Consider the following 15,367-nt stretch of genomic DNA (forward strand, 5'->3'; position numbering starts at 1 on the left):
GTCGAGGTCGAGGGTATGCTGTTTTCGTGGGAAATAAAGACAAGCGGGTAAACACGGGTAGACGCGCCCAGCTGACGCAGGAAAAGATCATGTACACCGCAATGGAACTGACCCGAGAGTGCGGTCTAGAAAAATGGTCGATTCGTGACCTTGCGCAGCGTCTGGGAGTAGTTCCCTCTGTCATCTACCACCATTACCAAAACCGTGACGCCATTACCGCTTCTGTAATAGGCGAGATCGCTAGCACCATCGAGCTACCGGACGAGCAGCTGGAATGGAAAGATTGGTTCATCTCCCTAGCAGAAAATGTCAGGCCCGTCTTTCTTGAATTTCCCGGAGTCACCGACAAACTGATGTATGGACATATGGACGCCGCGTTTATACCAATCTTGGAGGTGGCTTACGAAAAACTACGGGATGCTGGTTTTAGCAAGTACATTCACATCGCATACTCAATTATCATCAACACGATGCTGTGGAGCATTACTGCTCGCAACTTGCGCAGCCCAACCAAGCAGGAACAGCGCCACGACCTAGGCCAAATGATTACCCAACTTCAGCCCCTAGCTGCCTGCTCCACAACGCTGGCTGACATCATCCAGGGCTACTTAATTCCGCTAGCCAACCCGAAAAACGAAGATCGCATGAGTCAGGAATACTTTGAAATCATCATAGAAGTCGTACTCGCCGGTTTAGAGATAGCGATCTTGCCTCGCGAAAACGCCTAACGAACCCGTGAGCAAGAGAACTCATCAATACGCATAAAATATTGCCCAAAATCGCAAGACATCCAGCTAAGAGCAGAGCCTTTGTTAGTGGCATCTGAAATGTGAGCAGTTTTGGCATTTGAAAATTGAGCACTTCTGTCAGATTAGGAGTGTGATTTCGTTGCATGATTGGGATGTTATTCGGTCTTTGGCGCGGTCGGGTGTTCCGAAAGCGCAGATTGCTAGGGATTTGGGGTTGGCGCGTAACACGGTGGCGCGTGCTGTTAGGGCGGATTCACAGTCGCGTTATCAACGGTCTGGGAGGGGTTCGTGTTTTGATGCTTACGAGACCAAAGTCGGCTCGTTGCTCCAGGAAACATCGCGTATGTCGGCAATGGTTATCGCGGAATGGATTGGCGAGCCTGGTCAGAGCAATCGGCTCCGCAGGTTGTTGGCCGATTCCGGTTGGCTGGACCTGAATAATGCGAACGGCAGCCTGGATGTGCGCGGGGTGCGCCTGGAGTTCAGCGGGGTCAACGACCCGCACGGACGCCGCGACCGTTATGTCGGTTTTGAGTCCGGCGGCTCGAGTTCACTAGGTTCGAGCGGTGGCGCGGGCCGGAGCGGTCAAGGTGGCGAGGTCGCGAGTGGCGAGGTCACAAGAGGTGATGGACCGCACCAGGGCGGGGCCAGCGCTGGTGGGTCGGGTAGAGCCGGGGTCACAAGGGGTGGTGTACCGCACCGGGGTGAGGTGAGCGCTGGTGAGGGCGGCTTTTCCAATGAATACTTGCGGGCCACCGGCCGCAGCGTCCGTCTGGGACTGTCCCACGCCCCTTATGCGCGAGTGCTGAATCAGTTCCTCACAGACGGTACTGACCTGGTGTTTTGCGGGCACACGCACGGGGGGCAGGTTTGTTTGCCGGGAGGTCACGCCCTGGTGACGAACTGTGATTTGGATCCCCAGTTTGCCTCCGGCCTGTTCGAGTGGCAAGCCGATACATGCCATGGAATCGAGAGCGGAACCGGGAAACCGGACCGGGCGAGCATGAGCGTCTGCGTCAGCCCCGGCCTGGGGACCTCGCCATTCACCCCCTGGCGGGTATTTTGCCCGCCCGTGGCCTACATCGTCGAGCTCGTCGCCGCCTAGGTTGAACTCGCAGAAAGCTCGCCCCCTGAACCACTGAGCAGCGTGCCGCTTGACCACTGGGCCGTTAGGCCGCACCAGCAATAACGACCCGAGCAATCGGGGTTTTCCTGCAGGGGGTTCAGTGCATTCATTTTCAAAATTTCGCCCCTGGGGGTGGTTTCATAATGATTCCAGCGATGGAGAGTTTAGCAATCGCAAAGGAAAACAAGAGGCGTTCGTCTCCTTGAAGTCATAAAAAGATGTAACAGAATGCGAGGGGGGTATGAAAATGTCAGGACAAACTTTTGGCATCAAATCCTTGAAATCGCGGGAAAAATTAAAAAATCAACGGAGAAAAAGGATGCTCCCCCCACACGTATATAGGTGTGTGGAAAATGATTGGCCAAAAAAGACCATCAGAAATTCCCCACACGATGTTGTTCAGAGATGGGACGGTCCCGGCTCAAAGCTCACAGAAAGGACTCTGAAATGAGCGAAACAAAAGAAATCAGTGTTTACCCTTTGAGTGACTACCGCGAAGAGCTTCTCAAATTATGCCCTGAAGCATTGGAATTTGCTGACTTGCAAGAGTACTTCGATTACGCATTCAAAGGTGACGATGCCTACTACGACGAGTGGGGGTATACACCTGTTCCGTGGGAGAAGGAATACTGGGAGTTGGTATTCAACCGTGAGGATGCCTAGAAGGAAAAGGAACGGACCATGACTAACGTGTATTTTGGTGACTGTCAGGTCGGCTGGCTGAGCGGCCAGTTCCGGTACAGTCAGGAATGGTTGGAGTGGGAGGGTGCTTTCCCTGTGTCTGCCTCGATTCCCTTGCGTAACGGCAAGATTAAGGACATTCAGGGTAAGTCCATGAATTGGTTCATGGGGCTTATCCCGGAAAACATCGAATACAAGGTTTTGGCCTTAGCATTTCATGCCACTTCTTATGCTGATAGGGCCTTAGAGGTAATCGGTAAGGATACTGCGGGGGCGTTTTCTTTCTTTGAAAAGCAAACTCATCCGGAGCCGAAGCAGATGCCTCGTGTAACCACGAAGGCTAACATTGGTGAGCATCTGCGCAGAATCCGTGACAAGGTTTGCGGCCCGGACTATTTCTCGGCCTGCTTGTCGGGAAGTTTCCCGAAGACGACTTACGCTTTGGGTGAGAATGGGCGTTGGTATCTTCCGGCGTGGAATGTCCCCAGCACGCACATCTTCAAGCCCTCCATCAAGCGGACCCGTAACCTGGATTATGTTGAACATGTCGTCTCGCTGACGGCACGCCGTGTCGGCCTGGATGCTGTCGAAACGTCCCTGGAACAATTTGGTGGCACCCGCACGTTTGTTGCGAAACGCTACGACCGGGTGCGTGGCGCGGACGGAACGGTCGCACGTCTGCATCAAGAGGATTTGCTACAAGCCCTGGGGAAGGCCCGCTTCTTGAAGTACGACATCGCCATCCCTGAGCTGATGCAGACAATTCGTCGCCTGGACCCGGGGAGTGAGGTCGGGGCGTGGCTGCGGCTGGCGTTCTTTGTGGCGATAGGCAACACGGATGCGCACGCCAAAAATTGGGCCTTTTTGATTGACAAGGACGGACATCACTTGGCACCGGCCTACGATTTGATTTCCATGGCTGCCTACCCGGAATACGGGCCGAACCTTTCCATGCCGGTGGGTGAACAATCGGACTTTCAGAAGGTCGAGATGTCTGACTGGAGAGCGGTATCTGAGGTGACCGACGCGGACTGGAGCATGGTCAAGCAGGCGGTCGAGAAAGTCAACGACACAATAGGCGCGGCTTTTGATGCGGCACGCCTTGAGGTCGGGGCGGATAACAAGCAACTGGAATTGATTACAAAGCACTTGAAAAGCAAAAGGAGGGGGTAGTGATGGAAAGAATCATAGTTACGCGGCGGGTCTGGGACAGAGAAACCGTCCAGGTTGGCGACATAGAGTTTGTGGTCGCAAAATCGGAAGGAAGAATCCGATACGGGCCCAACGGGGAACGCGCATCCAACCTTGACATACTCATTGGATGCGCCGAGTCGTATGGTCTCGACCGCGATGAGGCCCAGGAAATCGTCGAGGAAATGGTCGAGCTTGCTGGTCAGCACTTGGAGGAAGCGGCAGAGATGGCGGGCATACGTCCTGACCAATGCTCTGGCGTGCTGCATCCTGGTGTCTGGTCGGGGCATACCCTACCGACTTTCAAGACCAGCAGCATCTATGACTACGGTAAGGAGGGCTGAGCCGTGAGCAAGGCAACGAACGCAATACTGGAATACCCTGGGGACCGGCGCGTGGTCGCGACCGGGGTGAGACGCCTGGCCGTGTGCGGGGACTGGCACGCCAACGTGGGCTGGATGGAGTTCGCCCTGAACCACATCGCCACCCAAAACATCGAACTGGTGGTGCACGTGGGCGACCTGGGATTTTTCCCGAACTGGGACAATGTTCCGGATGGTTTCCTCACCCCCATGAATGATCTTCTGGCCGAAAACGGGCTGCAGATGGTTTTCATTGACGGCAACCATGACGACCACTCCGTGCTCAAAAAACAAAGCCAAGACTATGAAAAACTCGACAGCCCTTTGCCCTCCTGGGACCGCATAACCTACATGCCTCGCGGCTCTCTGCTGGAGTTCCCAGAAGCAAGCCGGGATTGGCGGCGTTGGTTGATGGTCGGTGGTGCGGCTTCAATAGACCGAGATATGCGTACCCCGGGTCTGGACTGGTGGCTCGATGAGGCGTTGACGGACACGGACGTGGAACGCGCCAGCGCGTGGGAGGGCATCAATGTGCTGGTTGCGCACGATTGCCCTGCACTCAAGCACGATCCATTCGCCACTCTGGGGAAACCCGAATGGGCCAGCTTCGAGGTCATGCGTTCCCTGGCCGCGAACCGCCAAAAGCTCGGTCGCATCATGACGGCCACCCACCCGCGTCTGGTCGTCCACGGCCACTACCATAAGTATTACTACCAAATGCCCGAAGTCCCCGATGAACCAACCCTGCTTGGCCTGGATTGCGACGGAGCCAAAGACCCCGCAGACAACATCGAAATCATCGACATAGTTGATGAGCCAGATGACGCAAAGGTCCCGGAAGATTGGGGATAGAGAAGCACGTTCGTGGTATTACTATACCGGAATCGGAAGGATTATAACATGATGTCTGTTGCTGAGTATGCGTCTCTAGCGGGGATAAGCCCGCGAGCGGTACGCCTGCGGGCTGAGGTAGGAACCTTGCTGGCACAAAAGGTCGGGCGCTCTTGGGTGGTGGATGATGTGGAGCGTCAACGTTTACGTCGGGGGATAAAGCCGTTTCGAGGACGCCCCCTGACGGCTGGGGGGTTTGAACGCCTGGCATTGTTCATCGATGATGACATGTCGGCTTTGACCCCGGAGTGGCGTCGGCGCGGCAAAATCCTGGCACGTCGCCTGCACGCAGAACCGTTGGACGAGTTGCGTCGCCTTGCCCCCGCCCGCAACGGCAATCTGCGCCTGTTTCGAGCCGACCCCGAAGCCATTGAGAGTCTCCGAAAGTCTAAAGAAACGCAACCCACCGAGGTAAGTAACCACAGGCAAGAGGTATCGCCCGGGGGGACTATTGACCTCTATGTTCGGGAAAGTGACCTTGACCGGTTAGTCGGCGAGAGCGGACTATTGCCGGTGCAAGACCTTGCTCGGGCCAACGTATTCCTGCGGGTTGTGGATGCGCTGCCGCGCCCGAGTATCCTGCGCTTGGCGGCGGATTTGCTCGACTACAACAACCCGCGCACCGACGACCAAGCCGAGGCCTTGATTCGTGAGGCAACTGGGAAGGTGGTGGAGCGATGATTCACTTGCAGACTTATGGGAAACAGACTGCGTCTTGGCATGAGCTGGTGGACGTGGCCACGATGCGTGAGGCCGGGTTTACCGCGTTGGTTGGTGCACCCAGCGGGAACACGCATCGTTGGGTTCGCGGGGATGCGACCATTGACATCTTGGTACCGCGTGGTTTGAAGGAGGGGCGTTCTGATGGGCGGCGTCCGAGTGGAGGTTGGGTTACTACCGTTACCTCAGCGGGAGCGCAGTTCCTGTTGAAGCGTTCGAGCCCGGTCGAAGTCGAGGTTGCCGGGCGCACCGGGGTAATCCAAGTACCCGACCTTTTGGGCGCGATATATGGCAAATGTTCAGCGCTGCTGAATGTTGGCGATAGCAAGCCCGACCGGCATCTGCAAGACACACTGCTGTTGGCGAGCGTCGCGGGACTGAATGAATTTCGGGCTTTGCACAGTTTGACTGAGAACGAAATCAATCGACTGCGTGGGGGCCTGGCACTTGCCCTGCGTGAAAACTCCTACTGGGAGGAAACCCACGAGGTAGTGGTTCGAGCCAAAGAATTCAGCACTGCAGTGGGGACATTTGCTGACTGGAGAACGGCACAAGCGAAAGGAGAATACTACGACGGTGTGATTTCCGTTCATTTGGGCATCAATACGGGCTCAGCTAGGCCGCTTAGATGAAGAGCAAATCGACGCGATTATGCACAGGAATATGGAGGTAAGCAATCATGAGCGATGAAGACAAGAATAAGACAGGACAACGAAAAATCTGTAAATCAAAGGCAGGCAAGGTCAATCCGGACAACAAGCCGGAGGTGGCCCCGCCCTTTGATTTGGATTCACAGCAGGACACGGTTTCCTTGGCTGACCTGGCTACCGCCGCCAGCCAGGCGGATTACGACGCCATGTGCGCAGGCAAGAGTTTTGCCGAACTCATAGAGTTCTGTGGCGGTGACCCTAACCTGACACAGTCGCACGGAAAACTGAAGGCATCCGACTTTGTGGCACAAACTCCACATTCGGAACCTGATGCGTTCGCCGAGTTTGTTGCCACCATGAGGGTTGACCCGTATGTTGATGGGCACATAACAGTTTCCATTGTTGCGCTCAAAGCGGGATGCATTTTGGCCAAGGTTCGGCAGGACGGCGAAGCCATAGAGTATTGGAATCCGGACAGTCTGGCACACAACCCTGATGGCGAGGACCAATACATTGGCCCACTTGAAATGATTTGGATAAATCTGGTTGAAGCGGATGCGCATGAGCGTCGCGAGGAGGTTTGGGAGGAAGACTATAAGGCCGCGCCATGGGCGGACCTGCCGTTTCCCATGCAGCAATGCGAACGGACGGAAAACGGTATCGATGATAGCTGGACGTTCAAATCAAATGTGGAGGATTTTCATAACGCGCAGGAAATCGCTGCTTTTCTGAATGACATTCCGGACTCTCAAGTGGAATTCGAGGTTTACCCCTTGCTCAATGCCCCCGCTGAAGGCGATGTGGCGCATTCTATAGCAAGGCCCTACTTCTATACCCGCGTATGCGAACACCTTGATGTCGAACCAATGCGTCTGAATCACTTTAAGCGTGTCCGGATGCGGATGGCAGGCTACGAGGGAAACGGGATTCAAGGAATTGAGCCCACGATGCCGTTCCGCACATTCCTGGCAATGCGGTTAGAAGATGGCAGCCTGGCGAGGATTTATTCCCGAATCGGTCTAAATTATCCGGAACTCAAGCATTACTTCGGTTCCGCAAATTCGGATTCTGCTGGCGTGTTTTACCTTGTAAAGCCCAAAGAAACGCAAACAGGGATGCTTATCCCCTCCAAAAAAGCCGTACTGAAGATTGAAAACAATCTTGACATCAATGAAGCGGAAATCATCGTAGAAGACATACGTTACTTCCAAGGTGAAGCGCGATTACAGCGTGCTTTCGATATGCGCTGGGGCGAATGGCGAATGCCGGACATAGATATTTCCGATGACATCGCCGAGACTGAGGCCCAAAAAACCATCGACCTTCTGGATTACATGCGGGACAACCAGGCAAGGCTCGGCATGCATATTGTGGATTTCGAATAATGGGCTGCTACAGGTAAGGAGAGAACAATGACAACGGCTACGTTGAAACCGAAAATGATTGAAGAAGAGATGGAGCTTATCTTCTTTGAAGATAAGCTTCATCATGACGACGTCGATTTTCCGCCTATTGAAAAAATGGAGCGCAAGGGTGGCTCCAGGCGGTGTGAATGGAACTTGGTTAAGCCTTGCACCGAGGAAGCTACCATGTTCTATGACGTGACCACGACTGATTATTTTGCCGACGATATCGACGAAGCGACGCATGTTTCAAGAACCTGCCTGTGCCCACGTCACTTCGTTTACCGAATGCGCTCACTTATCGAGATTCGTATGCGACTTTGGGAAAGGCCCGGTGAGCGACTGATTGACTGGGTTGACCGCTACGGATTTCTTTCCGAACCACATTCAGCAAAACCATTGAAAGAACGGCTGAAGGAAAATCCCTTGAACCTCGAAGACCATCAGACCATTGATGGTGTCGAGTGCGACGCCTATGGCTTTCCCCTGGGTGTAGCTGCCGCTTTGGAGCGCGGGACGGCGCGTCGAACACATTCGAATCTTCCGCCGAACTGGATAAGCATCATCGATGAACTTGACCGGGAACTGTCGAAAGTGGATCCAAACTACGAGCTCAAGTCCGTAGCCAACGTCAAAGGACAGCTGCGCTACCCGGCACACATTGCAGGCTGGCGCACGGAGCCGAACCAAAGGGACGACCCAGAATTCAAGCAGAAAAATGCCGAGTTTCGCCGCATTATTAAGGAATACACACGCCGTATCCGCAAGCTCCGACTCTGAACTACAGACACTCGACTTGAGAACATTCAAGTGTTTAGTTATTAAGACGACTATACTTTTGCTGAGAGGAATGTGAGCACTCATATGAAGCCAATGGTGAAGTACAGGGGTGGAAAAACTAAGGAAATCCCTGAAATGTTACTGAAGCGTACTGGGTTTTGTTCCGCTTCTTATGTGGGTGCTAGTTGTTTAGCATGGGTTTGATTGTAGCGGGTTATCACCTCCTCGGGGGTGGAATAGTTCAGGGATTCGTGAAGGCGGGTATTGTTCCACCAGTAAACCCAGTTCATGGTGGCGAACTCGACCTCGGACAGGGTTTCCCAGGTTTGCGAATAGATCAGTTCGGTCTTATATAAACCATTTACGGTCTCTGCCAGGTCGTTATCGTAGGTGTCTCCCACGGTTCCGGTAGAAGGTTTTATACCGTAATCAGTGAGTTTGTCGTTATAGGCAATGGAGGTGTACTGGCTACCGTGATCGCAATGATGCACCAGGCCTGCAAGATTGTCTCTTGCTAGGGCTATGGCCTGCTCGAGTGCTTGCAGGGGCAGTACCTCGGTTTTCATTGATGACCGGGTAGCCCACCCCACAATCTTTCGAGAATACACATCGGTTACGAACGCTATATAAACAAAACCAGAAAGAGTACGAACGTAGGTAATATCTGCTACCCACAACCTGTTAGGCCTATCTGCGCTAAACTGGCGATTAACTAGATTCGGGCGTGCACCAGGGGCCTTAGAAGGACGGGTAGTAACTGGTCTGCGTCCCCTACACGCTCCGCAAATCCCGGCCAGACGCATCAATCTGCCAGTTTGTTCCTGCCCGATATCCCATCCAGTCCGGCGCATAGCACGCCAGATTTTACGAATCCCGTAAACCCGGAAGTTATCATCGAAAATCTTCACGATTTCCTCTACTAGCACGGCATCTCTCAATCGCCTAGCACACACAGTTCTTGACTTTGCCGCCCGGTAACCACGCGAAGTGATAAAGCCCCCAACCGTGTGTTCTCTCATAACCCGGCAAATACGCTCGACCGAGAAACAATCACGATACTCATCAATAAACGCAATCATTTCATCCCGGGGTGGTCGAGCTCTTTCGTGAAAAAAGCCGATGCGAGCTTCAAAATCTCGTTAGTACGTTTAAGCTCCGCGTTTTCCTTACGCAACCGCCTTATCTCGGCAGATTCCTCCCGACTAACCCCAGGTCTTTCTCCCTGGTCTATCTCGGCTTGAACAACCCAGCGACGCAATGATTCACGACTCACACCAAGCTTTAACCCGGTATCACTAATAATCGCTGCTCTCGAACCAGGATCATCCCGAAGCCGGTCAAACACCAACCCGACAGCACGATCCCTAAACTCCTGCGAATACTTCCTAGGCATGTCTCTATCCCCTCAAAAACAGGCACAAAAACTGGGACACTTCACGTTCATGCATGCCCGTAAGATTCCCTGGCGCGGATAAACAGGGAGATTTGGGGGGTAGCTGCCAATAATGGCAGCTACCCCCCAAATCTCACCTTTTAGCAGCAAACACAAGCCGAGCCGGATGTCGGGCGCGACTGGAGCTGAGGGCGATGAGTCGCCCCCACTAAAACCTCTCTCTCGGCAAAGTACTTGGTGGCAGCTCGGCAAAACGACCGATAAGTTTCCGGCAAAACGACCGATAAGTTTCCGGCAAATCGAACGATATACTGATAAAATGTCGGTATGCTCACGAAAATTCCTGGCGCTCCCGAGGACTATCTACCCCGGTATTTAGACGAAGAACTACGGGCATTATTTCCGCAGCTGCCCGCGGTTGCGATTGACGGTGCCAAGGGCGTGGGGAAAACCGAAACCGCACAGCGGTGGGTGGAGCATTTACTGGCTTTGGATAATCCTGAGGTGGGACAACTCATCGCCGCCGATACCGTAAACCAGCTCACTAAATACGCAACAACCTGCGTAGATGAATGGCAGAAATACCCACCCGTGTGGGACACGGTACGCCGTCTCGTGGATCAACAGACACCCAACAGGTTCCTGCTAACTGGCAGCGCCACGCCCGTTTCCGGGGTAGACACACACAGCGGAGCAGGACGTATCGCTTCTCTGCGACTGCGCCCCTTGAGCCTGGCCGAGCGTCCCAGTACCAGCCCCAGCGTGTTCATTAGCCGCTTGTTCTCAGGCGACGCGGAAATATCCGGTGAAACCAATTATGGACTCACGGATTATGCCAAAGCTATCTGTGAGACCGGGATGCCCCAGATTTTCCGCACCTCCCCACGCGCCCGACGGATTTTGATAGATGGCTATATCCAGCGCATTATCGACCACGACATCCCCGAACAAGGCGTGTTGATGCGTAAACCCCAAAGTCTTAGAGCCTGGATGAGTGCTTACGCAGCCGCGTCCTCAACCACCGCCAGCTACTCTGCCATCTTGGATGCCGCTAGTCCTGGAGAACCCGATAAACCCGCGAAAAGTACCACCCAGAATATTCGCGAGCTGTTGACCCAACTGTGGATTCTCGATCCAGTACCCGGTTGGGCACCAACTGGCACGTCCCTGAAACGACTCACTTTCGGGCCCAAGCATCAACTGTTCGACCCCGGTATCGCCGCTGTCCTGACGGGAACCACCCCCGAAACACTGCTCAGCGGCAAACCCGGCAGTATGGAAACCTTCGGGCAGCTCTTTGAGGCACTGGCTACTTTAACTGTGCGTGCGGCCGGACAAGCCGCGGAAGCCAAATGCTACCACCTGCGCACCCGCGCTGGGGAACACGAAATCGACCTGATTTTGGAGCGCTACGATGGGAAAGTCATTGCTTTCGAGGTCAAACTAGCCACCACCGTGAATGAAAACGACCTGAAGCACCTGCACTGGCTGGGCGAACAACTCGGAAAACGGCTGGTCGAGCGCATCGTAATCACCACCGGACAATTTGCATTCCGCCGCCCCGATGGCATCGTCATCGTCCCCCTCGCCTTGCTGGGGTAACGCTAAGATACCTGCATAAGTACGAGAGATTAACCGCTGGGATTCGCTCTTGCTCACACCCCTATCCGTGAGCTCGCTGCGCTCCCTCCCGGGGTCGGGGTTCGCTATGTTCCCCCTGTCGGGGTATTCGCAATCGCTGCGCTCTTGCTCACACCCCTATCCGTGAGCTCGCTGCGCTCCCTCCCGGGGTCGGGGTTCGCTATGTTCCCCCTGTCGGGGTATTCGCAATCGCTGCGCGATTGCATGCCCCTTAGCCGAAGCGGCAAATACCTTTCCGGTTTTGTTTTGCCGCGGACTGCGTCCGCGGCTACGTTGCGCGGCCCCAGCTCGCTTACGCAAGCAAGCTTGCGACGCGGCTGTGTCGCGCAACTAGCCCGCTTCGCGGGCAAAACAAAACCGGTCAAGGTGCTTACCTTGACCGGAGTCGGGGTGGCGGGATTTGAACCCGCGGCCTCTTCGTCCCGAACGGTTCTTTTTGGTGTTGTATGGTGTGTTTGGCTTGTTTTATTTGGGTGTTTATTGCAGGGGTTTGTGTGTATTGCGTTGTGGGGGTACGCGGGGGGTACGCGTTTTGTTGTGGGTTAGGTTGGTAGTGGTGGTTGTGTTGGTGTGTTTTCGTGTGGTGTGGGTGACTGTTTTGCGTGGGTCTTAACCTGCGAGTGAGTGTGGTTTTAGGGGTTGGAGGGAATATCTACCGATATCCAGGGAAATGGAATGGATATCCAGGGAAGTATGACGGATATCCAAGGGGTCGAATCGGATATCCAAGGGCTGGAAAGGATATCCAGGTAGTTTTGGTGGATATCCAAGGATAGCAGAATTGATATCCAAGAACGTTGACGGATATCCAAGGGTTATTTACGGGTATCCAGGAAAATGACACAGATATCCAGGGGAATCGTTTGGATATCTAAGAGGGGTGGAATGGATAAGAGGGCAAATCGTCACGGGTTTGTAAGGCCGGATATGGAGCTATAGAAAACAGGCACTTAGATGAGTGCCCGCGCTGAAAGAAAAATCAGCGCAAGATTAGAACAGGAGTATTGATATGAATTCGTACTTTGATAATAAGTTCAATCAAACCGCTGATGGTTCCCGTCGGGAGGCGCGCGAAGCGCGGCCGACCGGCGGGGAAGTCCCCTTTAGTGTTACTGGGGACTTCAGAGACCGAGACCAGGTAGCGCCCGTGGAAGGGGCCGTGGACGTGTCGGGTGTCGGCCCGGTGGATGCGGTTCCTGATGCGGGTCTGGCGGAATCGCGGTCTTTGGTTCAGCCATTGGACAGGGAAGATTTGCAGGTTTGGCAGGAGAAAATTGAGTCCAGTGTTTATGAGTATGTAATGAACATGGACTTGGATGCTTTGGCTCCTGGTAAGAGCACGGAAGGGGGTGATGAAACGGGTTGTTCCGGTGATGGGGCAGCAGGTAAGTCTCGCCGGGGTAGGCGTGATAGTAGGTCGTATGCGTGGATGGTTGTGATTACTTATCTGAACCAGGATGAGATACGCAGGACACAAGCCGAGGGTATCGGCGTTGTTCGTGCCCACAAGGACGCTTTAGCGAGAGTCTTTGATTTGATGGGTCGGTATGATGCTGGTGTTTGGCAGGTTGAGTCTGGGGAAGATACTGGTTTGGTGCATATCCAGTTATTCCTTCAGAATCATAACCAGATACGTTTCTCGACTTTGCATAACTTGTTGGGTAATGCTCATATCGCGTCCATGTACTCTAAGCCACGGAATTGTGTGGATTATGTTACGAAAACTGAATCGCGTATTGCTGGTCCTTTCAGTTGGGGTAAGATTGAATTAAAGGAGAATCAAGGGGAGCGTAATGACCTTGAGAAGTATTTTAATTTAATCCGTTCTGGCTTGTCACCTAATGATGTGATTCGGTTGTATCCTTACGCGGCACGTTATATTAATGCTTTGAATATTTTTGTTGAGATTCGGGAGCAGGATGATATGACGAGCTTCGTTGACCGTGACGTGTACTATTTGTATGGTGCGCCTGGGGTAGGCAAGACTCGGCTGATGTACGAGTTGTATTCTCCCCGGGAAATGTTCAGGGTTACTGATTACGAACATCCGTTCGATAATTATCAGGGTCAAAGGGTTCTGGTCTTGGACGAGTTCGATAGTAACCGTATGCCCATAGATACTGCCTTGTCTATCCTGGATAAGTATCCTGCGGAGTTGAATGCCCGGTACCGGAATAAGCACGCGAAGTACCAAGAGGTATGGGTAATTAGTAACAAACCCATCCAGTCCCAGTACTCGTGGTTGGGAAACAGTAGCGATGGTCGTTGGCAGGCTTTCCGGCGTCGATTTACTGCTGTGTTCAAGATGGTGCAAGGCGGGGGGCTGATAGATGTATCGAAACAGCATGGTTCGAGCGGTAAAGTCAACCCGAACGTGCCTGTTTTGACTACCGAGGACATTAAACGTCGCATCGGTAAGCAAGACGGAACTACTGACCAGACGGGTAGGTCTGGGGATAAACGGGATAAGGAATAATCTCGTTTCTAACTGAAAACGGCTACCCCTGGGGTGTTATCACGCCTCGGGGGTAGCCTGTTCAATCCAGGGTTCGCCCCCTCCTGGATAGGAGTCTGCAAAGGTCCCCAAAGATGGAACTTGATACGGAAAGGCACCGGCTCCTTCGTAGTATGTGAAGCACCACCCGCATCCGTCCAGCTAAACTCACGCTGAGGCCAAGTAGCCGGCACAGCAGGGTCGTTAGACTTCGCGGTAACGTGACCAGTGTCGTGGAAAGGAGTACCAGGCTCGATAATCTTAGACGAAATGTCAGAAGAAAACTCCAGGGAAACGTCTGGTTTAGGCTTATCAGGAGGCGGAGGAGTGGTTGAACCATCAGCTTTAAGGGTCTTGAGTCTGCCGGAAAGCAGATTCTGATACTGATATTTACTACTCTGAGGATACTGCTGTAGCAAAGTATTATCAGGAACGTTAATAATCTCAATATTGTAAGACCACTTACCTGTACCAGTACGGATAAGCCCGATAGGTGCTGTGGGGTTATAATTCTGATTATAGGGAATATTCCAAACCTTGGGTTGACCTGGAGCATTAACCGCTATGTCACCAGTAAGAGTAATCTTTACCATCGGAGGATGAGTAGACATACCATCACTGTAAGACCACCATAAATTGTGCTGCTCATTGGTAATACCAATATTAGACAGAGAGGCTAGCTGACCAACTTTACCGTTATCCTTACCATCGTTCCATTTAAGAACAGGCTTACTTATCTGAAGGTTTACAGTACCCCAAGTCCTAGCGTTGTGTGCTACCATATTTGCCAAACTCTCCACATTACCACCTTCGGCGTAACGCCACGGAGTATTTGTCAACTTAGAAATAACCTGTTTTACCAAGATACCGCGATAAGGGTCACTAGCGGGCGGGTCATAACCGAAAGCAGCAATCATATACCCGATTTGCTTAATAATGGCAGCATTAGATTCAGTTTTGGGTGCTGTCCCGTCCGGCTCTAAGTAAATCGAGTTAGTAGGAGACGGTGCTGTATAAGAAACTGCTGAAGGGCTAGTACCGTTACCAGGACCATATCGCCTATCCATCAGTGAACAATACGCTGCACCTACCGAACCATCAGTAGATTGATAAGTGGTTCCGTGCCATCCCTTACGCATCTTAGGCGTCATCATAACGCTACCGGCATTAGCCGTGGACTTGTTATTGACAATGGCTACGCTCGCAATCAAAGCAGATGATAGGGCAACAGACAATGCAATAATAAGAGCAATGAGTTTCTTAGAAATCGTTTGTGTCATTATTAA

General features: G+C 53.0%; 14 protein-coding genes. 12 read left to right on the plus strand and 2 right to left on the minus strand.

What is annotated here, in order from left to right:
* The first annotated feature begins 26 nt into the window (after positions 1–26).
* The 10 genes from Q0V70_RS06585 (at position 27) to Q0V70_RS06630 (ending at position 8,553) form a co-directional block, all read left to right on the plus strand.
* A complete protein-coding gene (locus Q0V70_RS06585; protein WP_297589850.1) occupies positions 27–728 on the plus strand; it encodes a TetR/AcrR family transcriptional regulator in 702 nt (233 codons plus the stop codon).
* A 151-nt stretch (positions 729–879) separates the two neighbouring features.
* Complete coding sequence (locus Q0V70_RS06590; protein ID WP_297589853.1) at positions 880–1,854, plus strand: hypothetical protein; 975 nt, start codon at positions 880–882, stop codon at positions 1,852–1,854.
* A gap of 468 nt (positions 1,855–2,322) precedes the next feature.
* Entirely contained in the window at positions 2,323–2,538 is a 216-nt protein-coding gene (locus Q0V70_RS06595) for a hypothetical protein (protein ID WP_297589857.1), read from the plus strand.
* 18 nt (positions 2,539–2,556) lie between these two features.
* Positions 2,557–3,729, plus strand: a complete 1,173-nt coding sequence (locus Q0V70_RS06600) for a HipA domain-containing protein (RefSeq protein WP_297589861.1) — start codon at positions 2,557–2,559, stop codon at positions 3,727–3,729.
* A 2-nt stretch (positions 3,730–3,731) separates the two neighbouring features.
* On the plus strand, positions 3,732–4,091 hold the full coding sequence (locus tag Q0V70_RS06605; RefSeq protein WP_297589863.1) for a hypothetical protein: 360 nt from the start codon (positions 3,732–3,734) through the stop codon (positions 4,089–4,091).
* A gap of 3 nt (positions 4,092–4,094) precedes the next feature.
* Positions 4,095–4,961: a metallophosphoesterase gene (locus tag Q0V70_RS06610; RefSeq protein WP_297589866.1), complete on the plus strand. Its 867-nt coding sequence runs from the start codon at positions 4,095–4,097 to the stop codon at positions 4,959–4,961.
* A 48-nt stretch (positions 4,962–5,009) separates the two neighbouring features.
* Entirely contained in the window at positions 5,010–5,681 is a 672-nt protein-coding gene (locus tag Q0V70_RS06615) for a hypothetical protein (RefSeq protein ID WP_297589868.1), read from the plus strand.
* On the plus strand, positions 5,678–6,352 hold the full coding sequence (locus Q0V70_RS06620; protein ID WP_297589871.1) for a hypothetical protein: 675 nt from the start codon (positions 5,678–5,680) through the stop codon (positions 6,350–6,352). The genes Q0V70_RS06615 and Q0V70_RS06620 overlap by 4 nt, the downstream gene beginning before the upstream one ends.
* A gap of 47 nt (positions 6,353–6,399) precedes the next feature.
* Positions 6,400–7,755, plus strand: a complete 1,356-nt coding sequence (locus Q0V70_RS06625) for a hypothetical protein (RefSeq protein WP_297589873.1) — start codon at positions 6,400–6,402, stop codon at positions 7,753–7,755.
* 27 nt (positions 7,756–7,782) lie between these two features.
* The gene (locus Q0V70_RS06630) at positions 7,783–8,553 is read left to right on the plus strand and encodes a hypothetical protein (protein ID WP_297589874.1); all 771 of its coding nucleotides are present in this window, start codon (positions 7,783–7,785) and stop codon (positions 8,551–8,553) included.
* 170 nt (positions 8,554–8,723) lie between these two features.
* Here the strand turns inward: Q0V70_RS06630 and Q0V70_RS06635 are convergent.
* A protein-coding gene (locus Q0V70_RS06635; protein WP_297589876.1) for an IS3 family transposase occupies positions 8,724–9,946 on the minus strand; the annotation gives its coding sequence in 2 pieces (ribosomal slippage) (positions 8,724–9,658 and positions 9,658–9,946; 1,224 coding nt in all).
* A 327-nt stretch (positions 9,947–10,273) separates the two neighbouring features.
* Here Q0V70_RS06635 and Q0V70_RS06640 point away from each other — a divergent pair.
* On the plus strand, positions 10,274–11,548 hold the full coding sequence (locus Q0V70_RS06640; RefSeq protein ID WP_297589879.1) for an ATP-binding protein: 1,275 nt from the start codon (positions 10,274–10,276) through the stop codon (positions 11,546–11,548).
* 1,048 nt (positions 11,549–12,596) lie between these two features.
* Complete coding sequence (locus tag Q0V70_RS06645) at positions 12,597–14,063, plus strand: hypothetical protein (RefSeq protein WP_297589882.1); 1,467 nt, start codon at positions 12,597–12,599, stop codon at positions 14,061–14,063.
* 8 nt (positions 14,064–14,071) lie between these two features.
* On the opposite strand, the gene Q0V70_RS06650 is transcribed toward Q0V70_RS06645, so the two are convergent.
* The gene (locus Q0V70_RS06650; protein WP_297589885.1) at positions 14,072–15,361 is read right to left on the minus strand and encodes a hypothetical protein; all 1,290 of its coding nucleotides are present in this window, start codon (positions 15,359–15,361) and stop codon (positions 14,072–14,074) included.
* Between the last annotated feature and the right edge of the window lie 6 nt (positions 15,362–15,367).

It is taken from the genome of uncultured Mobiluncus sp. (assembly GCF_947087965.1).
Classification (GTDB): Bacteria; Actinomycetota; Actinomycetes; order Actinomycetales; family Actinomycetaceae; genus Mobiluncus.

Coding starts and splice junctions, on each gene's coding strand:
- Q0V70_RS06650 (WP_297589885.1), bottom strand. CDS start 15,361: ATGACACAAACGATTTCTAAGAAACTCATTGCTCTTATTATTGCATTG.
- Q0V70_RS06600 (WP_297589861.1), top strand. CDS start 2,557: ATGACTAACGTGTATTTTGGTGACTGTCAGGTCGGCTGGCTGAGCGGC.
- Q0V70_RS06625 (WP_297589873.1), top strand. CDS start 6,400: ATGAGCGATGAAGACAAGAATAAGACAGGACAACGAAAAATCTGTAAA.
- Q0V70_RS06645 (WP_297589882.1), top strand. CDS start 12,597: ATGAATTCGTACTTTGATAATAAGTTCAATCAAACCGCTGATGGTTCC.
- Q0V70_RS06595 (WP_297589857.1), top strand. CDS start 2,323: ATGAGCGAAACAAAAGAAATCAGTGTTTACCCTTTGAGTGACTACCGC.
- Q0V70_RS06615 (WP_297589868.1), top strand. CDS start 5,010: ATGATGTCTGTTGCTGAGTATGCGTCTCTAGCGGGGATAAGCCCGCGA.
- Q0V70_RS06630 (WP_297589874.1), top strand. CDS start 7,783: ATGACAACGGCTACGTTGAAACCGAAAATGATTGAAGAAGAGATGGAG.
- Q0V70_RS06620 (WP_297589871.1), top strand. CDS start 5,678: ATGATTCACTTGCAGACTTATGGGAAACAGACTGCGTCTTGGCATGAG.
- Q0V70_RS06640 (WP_297589879.1), top strand. CDS start 10,274: ATGCTCACGAAAATTCCTGGCGCTCCCGAGGACTATCTACCCCGGTAT.
- Q0V70_RS06605 (WP_297589863.1), top strand. CDS start 3,732: ATGGAAAGAATCATAGTTACGCGGCGGGTCTGGGACAGAGAAACCGTC.